The organism is Aquimarina callyspongiae (assembly GCF_034322225.1).
Taxonomy (GTDB): Bacteria; Bacteroidota; Bacteroidia; order Flavobacteriales; family Flavobacteriaceae; genus Aquimarina.
In genome coordinates, this window is sequence record NZ_JAXLPA010000005.1 from 561,128 (window position 1) to 576,268 (window position 15,141).

General features: G+C 32.9%; 12 protein-coding genes and 1 rRNA gene. 10 read left to right on the plus strand and 3 right to left on the minus strand.

Features of this window, described 5'->3' with window-relative positions:
- The first annotated feature begins 21 nt into the window (after nt 1-21).
- From U0D62_RS21940 to U0D62_RS21965, 6 genes are all read left to right on the plus strand, one after another.
- The gene (locus tag U0D62_RS21940; protein WP_322289505.1) at nt 22-702 is read left to right on the plus strand and encodes a hypothetical protein; all 681 of its coding nucleotides are present in this window, start codon (nt 22-24) and stop codon (nt 700-702) included.
- Nucleotides 686-847 (plus strand): hypothetical protein, encoded by a 162-nt coding sequence (locus U0D62_RS21945; RefSeq protein WP_322289506.1) that lies wholly within the window; start codon nt 686-688, stop codon nt 845-847. Before U0D62_RS21940 ends, U0D62_RS21945 begins: the two co-directional genes overlap by 17 nt.
- Nucleotides 848-969: 122 nt before the next feature.
- Nucleotides 970-3,339: a TonB-dependent receptor gene (locus U0D62_RS21950; RefSeq protein ID WP_416135558.1), complete on the plus strand. Its 2,370-nt coding sequence runs from the start codon at nt 970-972 to the stop codon at nt 3,337-3,339.
- Nucleotides 3,340-3,344: 5 nt separating this feature from the next.
- Nucleotides 3,345-4,163, plus strand: coding sequence for a DUF4249 family protein (locus U0D62_RS21955; RefSeq protein ID WP_322289507.1), 819 nt, complete (start codon nt 3,345-3,347; stop codon nt 4,161-4,163).
- A 26-nt stretch (nt 4,164-4,189) separates the two neighbouring features.
- On the plus strand, nt 4,190-5,002 hold the full coding sequence (gene murQ / locus U0D62_RS21960) for an N-acetylmuramic acid 6-phosphate etherase (RefSeq protein ID WP_322289508.1): 813 nt from the start codon (nt 4,190-4,192) through the stop codon (nt 5,000-5,002).
- Nucleotides 4,992-5,225, plus strand: coding sequence for a DUF6095 family protein (locus tag U0D62_RS21965; RefSeq protein ID WP_322289509.1), 234 nt, complete (start codon nt 4,992-4,994; stop codon nt 5,223-5,225). The genes murQ and U0D62_RS21965 overlap by 11 nt, the downstream gene beginning before the upstream one ends.
- A gap of 2 nt (nt 5,226-5,227) precedes the next feature.
- Here U0D62_RS21965 and U0D62_RS21970 read toward each other — a convergent pair whose 3' ends face one another.
- Complete coding sequence (locus U0D62_RS21970) at nt 5,228-8,371, minus strand: TonB-dependent receptor domain-containing protein (RefSeq protein ID WP_322289510.1); 3,144 nt, start codon at nt 8,369-8,371, stop codon at nt 5,228-5,230.
- A gap of 106 nt (nt 8,372-8,477) precedes the next feature.
- Nucleotides 8,478-8,987 carry a DinB family protein gene (locus U0D62_RS21975; protein WP_322289511.1) on the minus strand — a complete coding sequence of 170 codons (510 nt, stop codon included), beginning with the start codon at nt 8,985-8,987 and terminating at the stop codon, nt 8,478-8,480.
- Nucleotides 8,988-9,269: 282 nt separating this feature from the next.
- Between U0D62_RS21975 and U0D62_RS21980 the strand changes: the two genes are divergently transcribed.
- The 4 genes from U0D62_RS21980 (at nt 9,270) to U0D62_RS21995 (ending at nt 14,750) form a co-directional block, all read left to right on the plus strand.
- On the plus strand, nt 9,270-10,079 hold the full coding sequence (locus tag U0D62_RS21980) for a hypothetical protein (RefSeq protein WP_322289512.1): 810 nt from the start codon (nt 9,270-9,272) through the stop codon (nt 10,077-10,079).
- Between the two features lie 161 nt (nt 10,080-10,240).
- Entirely contained in the window at nt 10,241-11,452 is a 1,212-nt protein-coding gene (gene dinB, locus U0D62_RS21985; RefSeq protein ID WP_322289518.1) for a DNA polymerase IV, read from the plus strand.
- A 7-nt stretch (nt 11,453-11,459) separates the two neighbouring features.
- A complete protein-coding gene (locus tag U0D62_RS21990; protein ID WP_322289513.1) occupies nt 11,460-14,444 on the plus strand; it encodes a DNA polymerase III subunit alpha in 2,985 nt (994 codons plus the stop codon).
- Between the two features lie 99 nt (nt 14,445-14,543).
- Complete coding sequence (locus U0D62_RS21995; protein WP_322289514.1) at nt 14,544-14,750, plus strand: hypothetical protein; 207 nt, start codon at nt 14,544-14,546, stop codon at nt 14,748-14,750.
- A gap of 107 nt (nt 14,751-14,857) precedes the next feature.
- Here U0D62_RS21995 and rrf read toward each other — a convergent pair.
- Nucleotides 14,858-14,965 (minus strand): 5S ribosomal RNA (gene rrf, locus U0D62_RS22000).
- Nucleotides 14,966-15,141: the final 176 nt, after the last annotated feature.

A 15,141-nucleotide genomic window follows, 5' to 3' on the forward strand; every position in this document is an offset into this window, starting at 1 on the left:
CATTACAGCAAACCAATCCTTATGAAAAAACTAAACAAACCATTGATTCTTTTCATGTTTCTTTCGACACTTTGTTTACAAGCGCAAGAATCAGAAAATACAGATTACATCGAGTTTAACGATAGAAAAAATATTGTACACGGAGTTTATTTAGGATTCAATACTGCCTATGGAAAAATTGATGGCAAAGACACAGGAATATTTGGATTAAAAGTTGCTTATGTGGCTAATCGTAAATTTGAAGCAGGTTTTTCTGTAAAAGGCCTTTATTCTCAGCAAAATTTAACAAGAAACACAATTTCCAACAATGAAGATCTTATAAGTGCTTATGGCGGAATACATATAGAACCTATTTTATTTAGCAAATCCAAAATCAATCTTTCATTCCCATTACTAGTAGGTTTTGGAGGGGTTGGATATATAGATGGAGATCGAGAGTTTGATGAAGATATAGATAGTGATAATAGAAAATGGGATGCAATATTTGTCGCCGAACCAGGGATCAGTATACTATACAATCTATCACGATTTGTTCAATTAGAAGGTGGTGTAAAATATAGATTATCAAGTAGGTTTGATATATATCCTGACGGAATAAATAGAATTAATGGGTTTTCTGCCGGTTTAGGCATAAAAATTGGTGTGTTTAATTTAGGTAAAAACCGATATGAAAAAAAAGCTCCTGATGAAAAGCAAAACTGAAGTATCACCAAAAATAAATACGGCTTATGTATTTTCAGAAAACAACCAAGTATATCTTAAAAGAAGTATTCGTGATAAATCCACAAATAGTCATTCTGTACACACCGAAAAATGGCTTCCCATTAGTTTTTGCTGGAAACCTTAATTAAAATTAACATACTGTTATAAACAAGTATAAACGAAGAATTTGTAATTTAACTTTCGCTAATGCGTCTACAATAGTAGCGCTTATCGCCAAAACATTTTCCTTTGAAAAAACACATCTCAATTAACGTAATACTAATTACGATATGTTTGCTTGTGCATTCTATCGTACTTAGCCAGGAAAAATATACCATTAGTGGTACCATTTCGGAGCAATCAAGTAACGAAACTCTTATAGGAGTAAATGTTCTTTTCCCAGAAATGGGTAAAGGTGTAGTCACCAATGAATATGGCTTCTACTCTATCACTTTACCCGAAGGAGTTTATAAACTTCAAGTCAGTTATTTAGGTTTTAAGGATATTATACAAGAAATCAATATTAACGAAGATAAGAAGCTAAATTTTCAGCTCACCGAAGCTTCTGAAACGTTGGAAGAAGTAATCATTAAAGAAAACGTCGAAAAAGTAAGCATCAAAGCACCCCAAATGAGCCTTAACAAACTCAGTGCGGCAACAATCAAACAAATCCCTGTAGTACTTGGAGAGGCAGATGTAATAAAATCCATTGTTTTATTACCAGGAGTTACCAGTGGTGGTGAAGGAGCTTCTGGTTTTAATGTTCGAGGAGGAGCTGCAGATCAAAACTTAATATTACTAGATGAAGCTACTATCTTTAATTCATCTCACCTTTTTGGTTTTTTCTCTGTATTTAATCCAGATGCGATTAAAGATATCAAATTATACAAAGGAGGAATTCCAGCCAAATATGGAGGTCGTGTATCATCTGTGCTTGATATCTATCAAAAAGAAGGGAATAGTAAAGAATATCACCTCAATGGCGGAATTGGAGCTGTTTCTAGTAGATTATTAGCAGAAGGACCTATCAAAAAAAATAAAGGAGCATTTCTAGTTGGAGGACGAGCTTCTTATGCTCACCTATTTTTACCACTCCTGGATAACGATAATACCGCATATTTCTATGATCTAAATACTAAATTGAATTACAAAATAAATGATAACAATAACATATACCTTTCAGGATATTTTGGGCGAGATGTTTTTGGTATCAATGAAAGCTTTGAAAACATCTATGGCAACACGGTGCTTAATCTAAGATGGAATCATTTATTTTCTGACAAGCTATTTTCTAATCTTTCTTTAATCTATTCTGATTATTTTTATGGATTAGAGCTTGATTTTGTAGGGTTCGAATGGGATTCAGGCATACGTAATTTTAATATCAAATATGATTTTAAACATTACCTAAACAATAATTTTCAACTTAATTACGGAGTCAACAATATCTATTTTAGATTTAATCCGGGTGAAATCAAACCTAATCGCCCAGATTCAGGAATTATACGAGAAAAGTTAATTGATAAGTACGCCAATGAATTTGCTGCATATGTAGATGCAGAGCATAAAATCACCGATAACCTTACCCTTCAATACGGATTAAGGCTTAGCAATTTTATAAGATTAGGACAGGATGAATTAAACATTTATCAAAATGACAATCCTCTACTATTTAATCAAGAATTGCAGATATATGAAGCTGCAGATCCAATAGGAACAGAAACCATCAGTAGAAGTGATAAAATAGAAAGTTTTACTAATCTCGAACCACGATTAGCTCTCGCATATGCTTTTAATGATAACACCTCTGTAAAAGCTAGTTATAATAGGATGGCTCAATATTTACACCTATTATCAAATACGAACTCCCCTACTCCATTAGATGTATGGACTCCTAGTGGTAAATACATTAAACCACAATTATTGGATCAGTATGCACTAGGTTATTTTAAGAATTTTAAAGACAACCAGTATACGTTAGAAACTGAAGTGTTTTATAAAGAAATCAAAAATAGGATTGATTATATTGACGGAGCAGATCTCATTGCCAATAATGCTATTGAACAAGATATTCTAAACGGAGAAGCCAGAGCTTATGGTTTGGAATTTTTATTAAGAAAAAATGAGGGTAAATTTAAAGGTTGGTTAGCATATACTTTATCAAAATCAGAGCAAAGAACTCCTGGAAGAACTCCAGAAGAAACCGGAATTAATAATGGTGAGTGGTATAACACTCCTTATGATAAAACTCATGATATCTCTTTTAATGGAAGTTATGAGTTAAATTCTAAATGGAAATTCGGCGCTAATTTTGTCTTCCAGACCGGACAACCTACTAATTATCCTTCAGGGCAATTTGAATTTCAAGGATTAGTAGTTCCTATATTTGATGGGCCACGTAATGATCAGCGTTTACCTTCATATCATCGTATTGATATCTCAGCCACTCTTACTCCTCAAAAAAATAAAAACAGAAAATGGCAAGGAGAATGGGTATTCAGTATTTACAATTTATACAATCGTAGAAATGCAGCTTCTATTACGTTTACAAGAAATCAAGACACTTTTGTAAACGAAGCTATCAGGACTTCAATTTTTGGGGTTATCCCAGCGGTAACCTACAATTTTAAATTTTAAAACTTATGAAAAAGTTACTATACATTATATTCGTTTTTTTTCTATTTGCAAGTTGTGAAGATGTAGTTGATGTCGATGTCCCTAATGGAGAACCGCGATTGGTAATAGACGCCTCTTTTGAGATATATCTTAATGAAACTCCCGTAGATGCAGAAGGAGGTGTTAGATTAACATTATCAGCTCCATTTTTTGATGAAGATGTACCCACAGTAAGTGATGCGACTGTGTTTATCACCAATCTTTCTGATAATTCTATTGTTAATTTTATTGAAACTGGAGAACCAGGGTTTTATATTCCTGAAAACACCTCAATCCTTCCAGAATTTGGCATAGAATACGAACTCACTGTTGTTTATAACTCAGAAACATATAAGGCGACAACGCAACTCATTCCTACAGTGGCAATAGATAATATAGAGCAAGGTGATGGAACTCTTTTTGATGGAGATGAAACAGAGGTGATCGTTTTCTTTACCGATGATGGCAATCGTGATGATTTTTATTTATTTGATTTTGATTTTAATTTATTCCTACCAAGTGAGGATCGATTCTATCAAGGTGAGGCATTTAATTTTTCGTATTTCTATGAAGATCCGGTTGCAGGGAGAGAAGTCACGATAAAAATTCTGGGGATCGATGAAAGGTACTATAACTACAGTAACCTACTTATAGAACAAAGTGAACAAGAAGGTGGAAATCCTTTTCAGACGCCGCCTGCAAGAATACGAGGCAATATCATCAATACTACCAATCCTGATAATTATGCATTAGGGTATTTTAATCTTTCTGAAGCCGATCGTTTTCAGTTTATGATTAGAGAATAACTCAGAAAAATGAGTATTTTTGAAGTATGCATTTTACAAAAACCACAGAACAAGCTTCAAAATACGATCATCTTGAAAAGATGACTATCAATGAGTTATTAACTAACATCAATACTGAGGACAAAACGGTACCAAATGCGGTGCAAAAAGTGATTCCAAAAATTGAAATATTGATTGCTCAAATAGTTCAAAAATTAAAAGATGGTGGAAGATTATTTTATATGGGAGCAGGAACCAGTGGTCGATTAGGCGTTGTGGATGCTAGTGAGTGTCCACCCACTTTTGGGGTTTCTCCTGATGTTGTTATAGGTTTAATTGCCGGAGGAGATACTGCAATTAGAAAATCAGTAGAACACGCTGAAGATGATACTGATCAAGGTTGGAAAGATCTAGAAGAATACAACATTTCCCAAAAAGATGTGGTTGTTGGCATTGCTGCTTCCGGAACCACACCTTATGTTATTGGAGCATTACAAAAATGCAATAACAATAACATTATTACTGGCTGTATTACTTGCAATGAAGGAAGTCCATTAGCTACTACTGCACAGTTCCCGGTAGTAGTTACTGTAGGTCCCGAATTTGTAACAGGTAGTTCTCGGATGAAAGCTGGAACCGCTCAAAAATTAGTACTAAATATGATCTCAACTGCTACTATGATCCAATTAGGAAAAGTAAAAGGCAATAAAATGGTTGATATGCAACTTAGTAATAATAAGCTTGTAGATCGAGGGACTCGTATGGTTATGGAAGAGCTAGACATACAACGAGAACAAGCAGAATCTTTACTTAAAAAATATGGTAGTGTTCGTAATGCAATAATCAACTATGGAAACTAAAAGAACAGATAAAGAACTACTTGGTAAAGGAGTACAACGTATGGCTATTGCATTAATTTTTATGTTTATTAGCCCTGTTATAATACACTCTGCTTTTAAAAATCAAAATCATCCATTATACATCCCTATTTTAATTTTAGGAATTATTGGTGCTGGTTTTGCAATATTTATGGCATTTAGAGGTATTAAAACGATTATGAATTCAATATTTGGTAAAAAATAATATCAAAAACTAAATTTTAATCCCAATTGAGCTCTCCATCTAGAATTCTCTAGATCTACTACCCAAGGCTGTTCTCCATCAGAAATATTAAACTGGTATTGCGGTTGCTCATTTTCAATCCCTACAAAATTGAGAAGGCTAAAGCTCGAATTCACTACATTAGGGACAAAAACCAAACGCCCCCAATCTCTATTGACAAAGTTTAAAACATTAAGCATATCAAGAGATAGTGTAATTGCTTTTCCATTTTTTAAGCTTCTTCGATATTGAAGTTTCATATCCAATTCATGATTCCAAGGAGTTTTAGCTCCATTACGTTCTACATAATCTCCTCTCCTACTTCTTAAATAGCTATTATTTTCTATATAACTATTTAAACGTTGCCATTGCTCCTCTGCTGAAGTTGTTACCACTCCATTACTATCAATAATATCTACCAGATTAATTTCACTCTGATTGGCAGGAACATATATCAGATCATTTCTGGATGAGCCATCTCTGTTAGGATCGCCCTGATAGACAAATGAATATGGACTTCCTGATCGGCCATTATATAAAAATGAGATAGTAGCATTATTATGTTGTCCAAAATTAAAATTATACGAATGGGTAGACACAAATTTATGTCTAAGATCAAAATTAGAAAACGAAAGTCCAGGATCATTACCAAAAACAGCTTGGTTCCATTCAAAGTTTGCTGCAGGAGAGTTACGTACAGTACTTGATATATCTTTACTTACTCCATAACTATACCCTAAATAACCCGAGTAATTTTTTATAGATTTAGAGACTCCTGTAGTAAAGTTATAACGATATCCTTTATCAGTATTTGTCAATAAAAAGACATTGGTAAAATTGGAGTTAATCTTTATATCATCTCCTGTTTGTAGAAAATAAGGTCTATTATCAGCTCCTTCAAAGTTACCTAATTCATCTCTTCTATTAATTGATTTAAAAAATATTCCCTTTAATACCTCTGTATACGTTCCTTCAATAGTTACTTTCCATTGTTGGGGTAATTTAGCCTCAAAAGCAATATTTGTATTCCACTCTCTAGGAAGGGTAAAATCAGTATCTATTAAATTAATTTCTGTAAGATTTGGTTGTGTAGCTCTTAAATCACCCAAGTTTTCTGTTAGAGGTGTTACTTCTGTAGGTCGTAAATCAATATTGAAATATTCGGTACCCGAAATATATTCTGCATATGCGAACCATAAATAAGGGATTCTTCCCGAAAACAATCCTGTACCACCTCTTAACTTATACTTCTTACCTTGATCAAAAGCATAATTAAAACCTATCCTTGGGTTGAATTGTGGTTTTTTGGATATTTTATTGTCAAAACGACTAAACTCTGGTGTATTCAATACTTCATTACTTATTGGTAATGATTCTGGTAAAAATTGAGTATCCAGGCGTATTCCTGCTGTTAATGTAAGTTTATCAGATATCCTGATTTTATCTTGAGCATACAAGCCGGCTTCAATCACAGAAATAGTTGCAGAAGGTCGGTTACTTACAAAATCAAAGTCATTATTATTTATGTTATATACTCCTCTTATTCTACTTGGGCGATCATTTAAAAAATCATCTACAGAACGATACTCCCACCTTCCGTTCCAAGCAGATAAAAACCCATAATCTATATTATTAAATTGGGCCAATCCCCCAAAAGTCAATGTATTATTTTTAGTAACATAAGTTAGTTTATCTGCAACTTGGATCGTTGAAAAATCTGTTTTATACACAGAAGCTTCTCGATACGTTCCCGCAAATATCCTATTGGTAGAGTTAGATGCTATTTGGATATGAGGAAAAACACGCCCATCAAAATCACGATCTTCTTTTACAATATTATATCCTAGTGTAAGATTATTAGAAAGATTGTTCTCAAAGTTTGATTTTAATTCTAAAGCCAAACTATTAGCAACACTATTATGTCTGTATCCTTGGTTTCCAAAATTAAAAATAGAAGTATTCCACTCTAGATTATCGGCATAACTATTCACATAATTATTACGCAAGGTAAGCTTGTGTTTTTCAGAGATATTATAATCTAACCTGGCAAAAACCTTTGTGCTAGCTGTTTTTACAGAAGCATTTGTAAATGTTCCCGGATCATAGTTATACCTGGTGCGTAATCTATCTGCAATCTGTTCTACAACATCAAATGAGATGTTTGAGGTTGCGCTTCCTGGAGCATTTAACACAGGATTATCAGATAGTGCTTGCTCAAAATTAAAATAGTAAAATAGTTTATCTTTTTTTATCGCTCCACCAATACCAAATCCAAACTGTACATCATGAAAACCAGAGACATCTTGTCTGATTCCGTCAGCATATTTCCCTACTAAATTTTGGTTATTTCCAAAGCCATACACTTCACCTTTAAGGGTATTTGTACCATTCTTTGTTACAAGATTTATATTTGCTCCGCTAAAATTTCCTATACTAACATCAAAAGGTGCTATTTTAACTGATAGTTGTTTCACTGCTCCTAAACCTATCGGTTGTGAACGGGATAAACTACCTGGTGTTCCATTTGCAGAAGATCCAGAAGCTCCACTGGCAGGTTCCTGAAAACCAACGACATCATTATTAGCAATTCCATCAATGTTAAGACTATTAAACCTATTACTTGCTCCACCAAAAGAATTAAGATTATTCTCAGGTAAATTTTTTGTCAAATCCTGAATACTTCTATTGATGGTCGGAGTAGTAGAAATTTGGGCTGAACTAAGTAATGTTTCGTTTCCCGTTTTTTGTTTATCTCCAGCAGAAGATTGTATCACTACTGTATCTAAAGCTACATTATCTTCATTAAGAACAAAATTGCGGGTTATAATACTTCCTAAATTAATAACAATATTACTTTCTTCTTCAGTCTTATACCCTAGAAAAGATACTTCTACTCTATAATTAATTGATGGTGATAAGTTATTTATAAGATAAAAACCATTATCCTGAGAAGTAGTACCGTACTTAAAATTTGTTTCGGTATCTACCATAATTATGGTTGCATAAGGAATTGGATTTTGATCTTTATCCTTGATAATTCCTTGTATAGAACCTGTTGTTTCCTGTGCTTGTAATCTAAATGTAATGATTGTAAAAATTGTAAAAAGGGAGATAAGCAATAATCTCATTAAGTCATTTTTATTTTATAAAATCCAAAAAGGCCCTAATAAGTCTTACATGTACATTACAACTTACACTATTTATGGTTTTTTTAACTTTTATAGAATGGGCTTCTTAAATCCCTTCTCTTTTATTTACAGGTGTAGTAGGGTTATATCCAAATCCCGCAATTTCTATGGCAACTCTTAATCGATCAAGAATATACCCAATAGTAGCATAGTGATGCACTGCATGGCTATTTGCATGAGCTAGAATACTTTCTAAAGTATAGCTTACAGTTACTTTTCCTTGTCCTAAATTATCGGTTACATGAATTAAGTAATCTGTATTAACATCTACGTAAGAAATCAACGTCTCCTGAAGTTTATAAATATGTTCTTTTGCTGCCTCTTTATCGGTTGATAAAACTTCATCTCGTTTACGAGCTGTTAAATCAATATTATTAGCATCCAAACCATTAATTATACAATCAAAAAAATCTAGTGTATGCCTGATATGCGAACCTATACTAGAGTAGTATGGCCCTACTGATGCATCCTTGTAAGTTTCTGAATCTATTGCGTCTAATAAGGCGATTGCGTTATTGAGATTATGATTAACTGAAGAAATAATTAGTTTTTTCATAGGCTATTAGACGAATATACATAATTTACTTACAAGATATTATTAATAGAAGTTAAAATTGTGATTTTCGGTTTCTGTCAAAATATAAAATAGATATTTACGTTTATCGTATATCGTTATACACAGCGAACTCACTGACAGTAGGATATTTATCACTTTATTTGAGGTTAAACCATAAAAATCAAGACAAAGTGCGCATTTCATCGATTAATGACGTTTTTTTTTGGAAGTTACGTTATAAATATTGTATAATTGTCATGTAAATAAAAAGCCCCCAAAGACATGAAGAAGTTCTCACTGATCTTATTTTTATCTTGCCTAGTTCCCCAAATAAATGCTCAAGATCTATATGAAGATGCACTTACCGCTGCTAGTTATGCTTACTCACATAGTAAGAAAGCACACGGAGCAAATAATGTATTTCATACTCAGGAATACGCTGATAAAGCAATCGAAGCATTTCAAAAAGTAGAAGATTTAGCAGATCAATGCGGATGTAAAGAAGCAAATGAAACAGCATACCAGGCTAAAACCGATATGGAAAGTTCTTTAGCACAAGATACTTATGAGCGAAGCAGATACTTTGCTAAACGTGCTAAAGATCTTGGATCTAAAGTTTTAGAACAATTAACAATTTGTCAAGATAACGGATCCCCTTATAGTGAAGATACTGCTAGCCTTGATGAAGAAGGAATTGCAGAAGCTACTGCAGAGGTATCTCTTAAACAGCAAGAATTAGAAGAAAAAAGACGTCAGTTAGAAATCGAACAAAGAAAATTAGAGCAGCAAATAGCTGAACAAAATAAAAGGCAAGCTGAGTTTGAAGCAAGACGTGCGGCTGAGTTAAAAGAGCAAGCGCTAATAAAAAACAAAGCTGAACAAGCCCTACACAAATTAGAAAACGCATTACAAGAATTAAGCGTAGTAATCAATGATAAAGAATCAGTATTCGAATCTCAGAAAGATTATGTAAGAAGCGATGTTGAGCTACAAAACGAATCGCTTGATGACACTAAAACTTTCTACGTGAACAGAGCAAAAGAACTTACTAGAACAGCTATGCAACAATTTGCTGGTTATATAGAGAATTAGTGAAGAGTTAATTTTATTTTGTAGCCCCAGAATAAAATTTTTTTCAAAACGGCATCAGTATTGATGCCGTTTTTTATTGCCCTATTGTTAATAAAATAATTGAATTAATAGTTACTAAATTGGAAATATTCCATAATTTTGGAAATATTCCAAAAAAGTAAATATTGAGAGCCATATTACATCTCGATCTGGATACATTTTATGTATCTGTAGAACGTCTCATTGACAGTTCATTAAAAAACAAGCCTTTACTCGTAGGTGGTATTAGTGACAGAGGCGTCGTTGCTGCCTGCAGCTACGAGACCCGAACTTTTGGGGTACATTCTGGTATGCCCATGAAAATAGCCAAAGAATTATGTCCGGAAGCTACTATCATAAAAGGAAACGCTGGAACCTACAGTAAGTATTCTGATGATGTAACAGAGATCATAAAAGAAAATGTTCCTCTATTCGAAAAATCTAGTATTGATGAATTCTATGCCGACCTCTCTGGTATGGATAAGTTTTTTGGCACTTATAAATATGCTACAGAATTACGTCAGAAAATAATTTCAGAAACTGGACTTCCTATTTCTTTTGGCCTTTCACAAAACAAAGTAGTATCTAAAGTAGCTACTAATGAAGCTAAACCTAATAATCAGATGAAAATAGATTTTGGTGCCGAAAAACCTTTTCTCGCCCCTTTATCTATCAAAAAAATACCTATGGTTGGAGACAAAACTTATCATTCGCTCAGAAATTTAGGCGTACGATATGTAAAAACAATACAAGATATGCCTGTAGAAGTAATGCAAGGAGTATTAGGCGTCAATGGTCGTACGATCTGGAAAAGAGCTAATGGTATAGATAATACTCCCGTTATCGCTTTCTCTGAACGTAAATCAATCTCTACCGAACGAACTTTTGACAGAGATACCATAGATGTGTATAAACTTCGTAATATTCTTATCGCAATGACAGAAAACCTCTCATATCAATTACGTAGGGGCAATAAACTTACAGCTTGTATTGCTGTAAAAGTGAGATATTCTGATTTTAATACTTATACCAAACAACTCAAAATACCATATACCAGCGCAGATCATACTCTTATACCTAAAATCCTGGAACTCTTTGATAAACTATATCAAAAACGATTATTAGTGCGATTAATTGGTATTCGTTTTAGCCATTTAGTAAGTGGTAATTACCAAATCAATTTATTTGATGATGAAAAACAACTTAGTTTATACAAAGCATTAGACAATATCCGAATTCGATACGGTGATCGAAGTGTTATCAGAGCCGCTGCTATGGGAGCTAAAACAATCGGTAGGATGCATAATCCATTTAATGGGCAACCACCGATTGTGCTAGCTCACAGAAAACAATGATGTAAATATGTATCTAAATTGCCATTCATATTATAGTCTACGTTTCGGAACTTTCTCTGAAATAGATCTACTAGAACTTGCACAACAAAACCAAGTAAAATGTTTGGCTTTAACTGATATTAATAACACCTCTGCTTGTCTTAATTTCATCAGAAAAGCTAAAGATTATCAAATCAAACCCATTATAGGTATTGATTTTAGAAATAACCATCAACCATTGTATGTAGGACTAGCAAAGAACAATGAAGGATATAAAGAGCTTAATGATTTTTTAGCATATCATCTACATAAAAAAAAGAGTTTTCCTAACATAGCTCCTGATTTTAAAAATGCTTTCATTATCTATCCTTTTAAACAGATCCTATCATCGCAAAAAATTAATTTTGCTTCAAATGAGTTTATAGGTATATGCTCAAAAGATCTTACTAAACTTACATTTTCGAGATATAAAAAATTAAGAAAGAAACTAATTGTTCTACAACCAGTAACTTTCAGAAACAAAAAGGATTTTAACGCACATCGTTTGCTTAGATCTATTGACAATAATATTCTTCTAAGCCGTTTATCAGACGATCAACAAGCTTGTTTTTCAGAACAAATGATTCCTGAAGATGAGATCATAAAACAATTTTCAGAATTTAATTTTATTATAGAGAATACAATCAAGGTTTTAAATCAATGTCATATAGAATTTGATTTTTCAAAAAACAAACCTCCTCTTAATCAAAAAACATATACTGGTAATATTCAAGATGATTATAAATTATTAAAGAAACTTTGTAAACAAGGCCTCTCCTATCGCTATCCTACAGCAGATCAAAAAGTATTGGCAAGGTTAAAAAAAGAGCTTTCTCTCATTAGCAAAATGAATTTTATCCCTTACTTCTTGATTAACTGGAGAATTATCAATTATGCACAAAGCAAAGGATATTATTATGTAGGTCGCGGTAGTGGTGCAAATAGCATTGTAGCATACTTGTTACGGATCACAGATGTAGACCCCATTGAGTTAGATTTATATTTTGAACGTTTTATCAATTCTCATCGCACCAGTCCTCCAGATTTTGATATAGATTTTTCCTGGAAAGATCGACAAGATATTACTCGTTTTATTTTTAAAGAATTTAATCACGTAGCATTATTAGGCGCTTATGTAACTTTTCATTATAAAGGTGCTGTAAGAGAAATTGGTAAAGTATTTGGGTTACCTAAATTTGAAATTGATAAGTTAAGTGAAGGAGATTATAACTACAATTCTCTGGATCACATTCACAAATTGGTGATTATATATAGTCGTCTTATTCAAGGTATTCCTAACTATATAAGTATTCACGCTAGTGGAATATTAGTTAGTGAAAAGCCTTTACATTATTATTCAGCTACAGACTTACCTCCTAAAGGATTTCCTACAGTACAATTTGATATGATTATCGCAGAAGATCTAGGTTTGTATAAATATGATATCCTAGGACAACGAGGGTTAGCTAAAATCAAAGATGCCATTAGAATCATTCAGTACAACCAACCTCAAAAAGCCAATTTTGATATTCATGATATTAACCGATTTAAGAAAGATGATAAAATCAATAGTTTGATACGAGATGCCAAATGTCTTGCCTGCTTTTATGTAGAATCTCCTGCTATGCGTATGCTACTTAGCAAACTTAAAACAGATAACTATTTGGGGTTAGTAGCTGCTAGCTCTATTATTAGACCCGGAGTTGCCAAAAGCGGAATGATGCGTGAATATATTCTCAGAGAACATGACAAAGAAAGAAGAAAAAACTCACACCCTATTATGCTAGATCTTATGAGTGATACTCACGGAATAATGGTATATCAGGAAGATGTAATAAAAGTTGCTCATTTTTTTGCGAAACTTACCCTAGATGAAGCTGACGTATTAAGGCGAGGTATGAGTGGTAAATTTAGATCTCGAGAAGAATTCAAACAAGTTAAAAACAAATTCATCAATAATTGCAGAACTGAAGGATACAAAGAACATCTTATTTCTGAAATATGGAATCAGGTAGCAAGTTTTGCAGGATATGCTTTTCCAAAAGGGCACTCTGCTTCTTATGCTGTAGAGAGCTACCAAAGTCTTTTCTTAAAAGCTTATTTCCCTATAGAATACTTAGTCGCCACGCTAAATAATGGAGGTGGATTCTATAGGCCTGAAGTATATTTACACGAAGCTAAACTTTTTGGAGCGAAAATTATACCTCCTTGTATTAATACTAGTCAATACGAACATATACTACAGGATAAAACTATATTCTTGGGTTTTATGATCCTAAGAAACTTAGATCATAAAACTATTGAATCTATTTTAACAGACCGTAATAAAAATGGAAACTATTCATCATTAGATAATTTTATTAATAGAGTTCCAATAGGTATAGAACAAATTTCTATTCTAATAAAAATAGGAGCCTTTGAGTTTACTAAAAAAAATAAACACGAGTTATTGTGGCAAGCCTATTTTAAAATGAATAACACAGATTATTCTAATAAAAATCAACCTCTTTTATTTACACAAAAACGTAAAGAATATACATTACCCAAATTAACAGCTTCATCCTTAGAAATTGCTTTTGAACAAATCGAATCTTTTGGATTTCCATTATCCGGCTATTACCAGATATTAGCATCAGATATACAAAATAAAAACAGAGCTAATCAATTAAAACAATATCTCAATAAAAACATTGATATTTATGGATATCTAATAGCTATGAAAAGCACTCGTACTTCTAATGGTAAACGTATGGCTTTTGGAACATTTCTTGATCAGTTTGGTGATATTTTTGATACTGTTCTATTTCCCAAGGTCCAGGAAAAATATAAATTAAAATATAAAGGAGTATACCGCATCTATGGTAAAGTAGTAGAAGAATTTGGTTTTCTCAGTATAGAAATCATTAAAATTCTTAAACAAGATTATATTCCTGATCCTAGGTATGCAGAAACACCCATCACCACAAACATATAAGTAAATTCATAAAAAGCATCTCAAGTTTCTTAAAGTTTTGATGTTGTGCAAAAAATAGTAGTATATTAAAATTAATTATTAACCTTTAAATTAAATATTATGCACACAAAAATTTTAGCATTACAAAATGTTCAAAAATTAAGCAAAAAAGAACAATCATTAATTACGGGATCTTATGCTAATGAATGTAATTCTAATGGTGGGGGGTCTACCGGTCAAAGTTGTACTACCGCTTCGCAATGCAGGCCTTTACTTCCTGGGTTTCCTGTAGCTTGTTTTAGAGGATGTTGTATTAGTGCATTCTAAAGTTAATCAGTTAAAAACCTTCATTAAATAAAATGAAGGTTTTTTTATATCTATTTTAAAACTTTCAAGCATAAAAAAACCCTCATCATTTTAGATGAGGGTTTCAAAGAAGGCGGCGACCTACTCTCCCACGATTGTAGTACCATTGGCGCTAACGGGCTTAACTTCTCTGTTCGGAATGGTAAGAGGTGAGCCCCGATGCTATAACCACCTTAAATTGTTTCCTGCATAGGCAGGAATCTTTTTAAAGTATTCCTTATCCTTTGCTAGGAGATTCCCGTCTATACGGGAATACTAATATTGTTGACATATTGATTTAATATACGAGTTTGAGTAACTAAAAGCATTGTTCTAAGCAATTCTCCGTCCTGCTAATTGCTTAGCAGGACGT

Excerpts from the sequence above, each read along its gene's own strand:
- U0D62_RS21940 (WP_322289505.1), top strand. The coding sequence starts at position 22 with ATGAAAAAACTAAACAAACCATTGATTCTTTTCATGTTTCTTTCGACA.
- U0D62_RS21945 (WP_322289506.1), top strand. The coding sequence starts at position 686 with ATGAAAAGCAAAACTGAAGTATCACCAAAAATAAATACGGCTTATGTA.
- U0D62_RS21955 (WP_322289507.1), top strand. The coding sequence starts at position 3,345 with ATGAAAAAGTTACTATACATTATATTCGTTTTTTTTCTATTTGCAAGT.
- murQ (WP_322289508.1), top strand. The coding sequence starts at position 4,190 with ATGCATTTTACAAAAACCACAGAACAAGCTTCAAAATACGATCATCTT.
- U0D62_RS21965 (WP_322289509.1), top strand. The coding sequence starts at position 4,992 with ATGGAAACTAAAAGAACAGATAAAGAACTACTTGGTAAAGGAGTACAA.
- U0D62_RS21970 (WP_322289510.1), bottom strand. The coding sequence starts at position 8,371 with ATGAGATTATTGCTTATCTCCCTTTTTACAATTTTTACAATCATTACA.
- U0D62_RS21975 (WP_322289511.1), bottom strand. The coding sequence starts at position 8,987 with ATGAAAAAACTAATTATTTCTTCAGTTAATCATAATCTCAATAACGCA.
- U0D62_RS21980 (WP_322289512.1), top strand. The coding sequence starts at position 9,270 with ATGAAGAAGTTCTCACTGATCTTATTTTTATCTTGCCTAGTTCCCCAA.
- U0D62_RS21990 (WP_322289513.1), top strand. The coding sequence starts at position 11,460 with ATGTATCTAAATTGCCATTCATATTATAGTCTACGTTTCGGAACTTTC.
- U0D62_RS21995 (WP_322289514.1), top strand. The coding sequence starts at position 14,544 with ATGCACACAAAAATTTTAGCATTACAAAATGTTCAAAAATTAAGCAAA.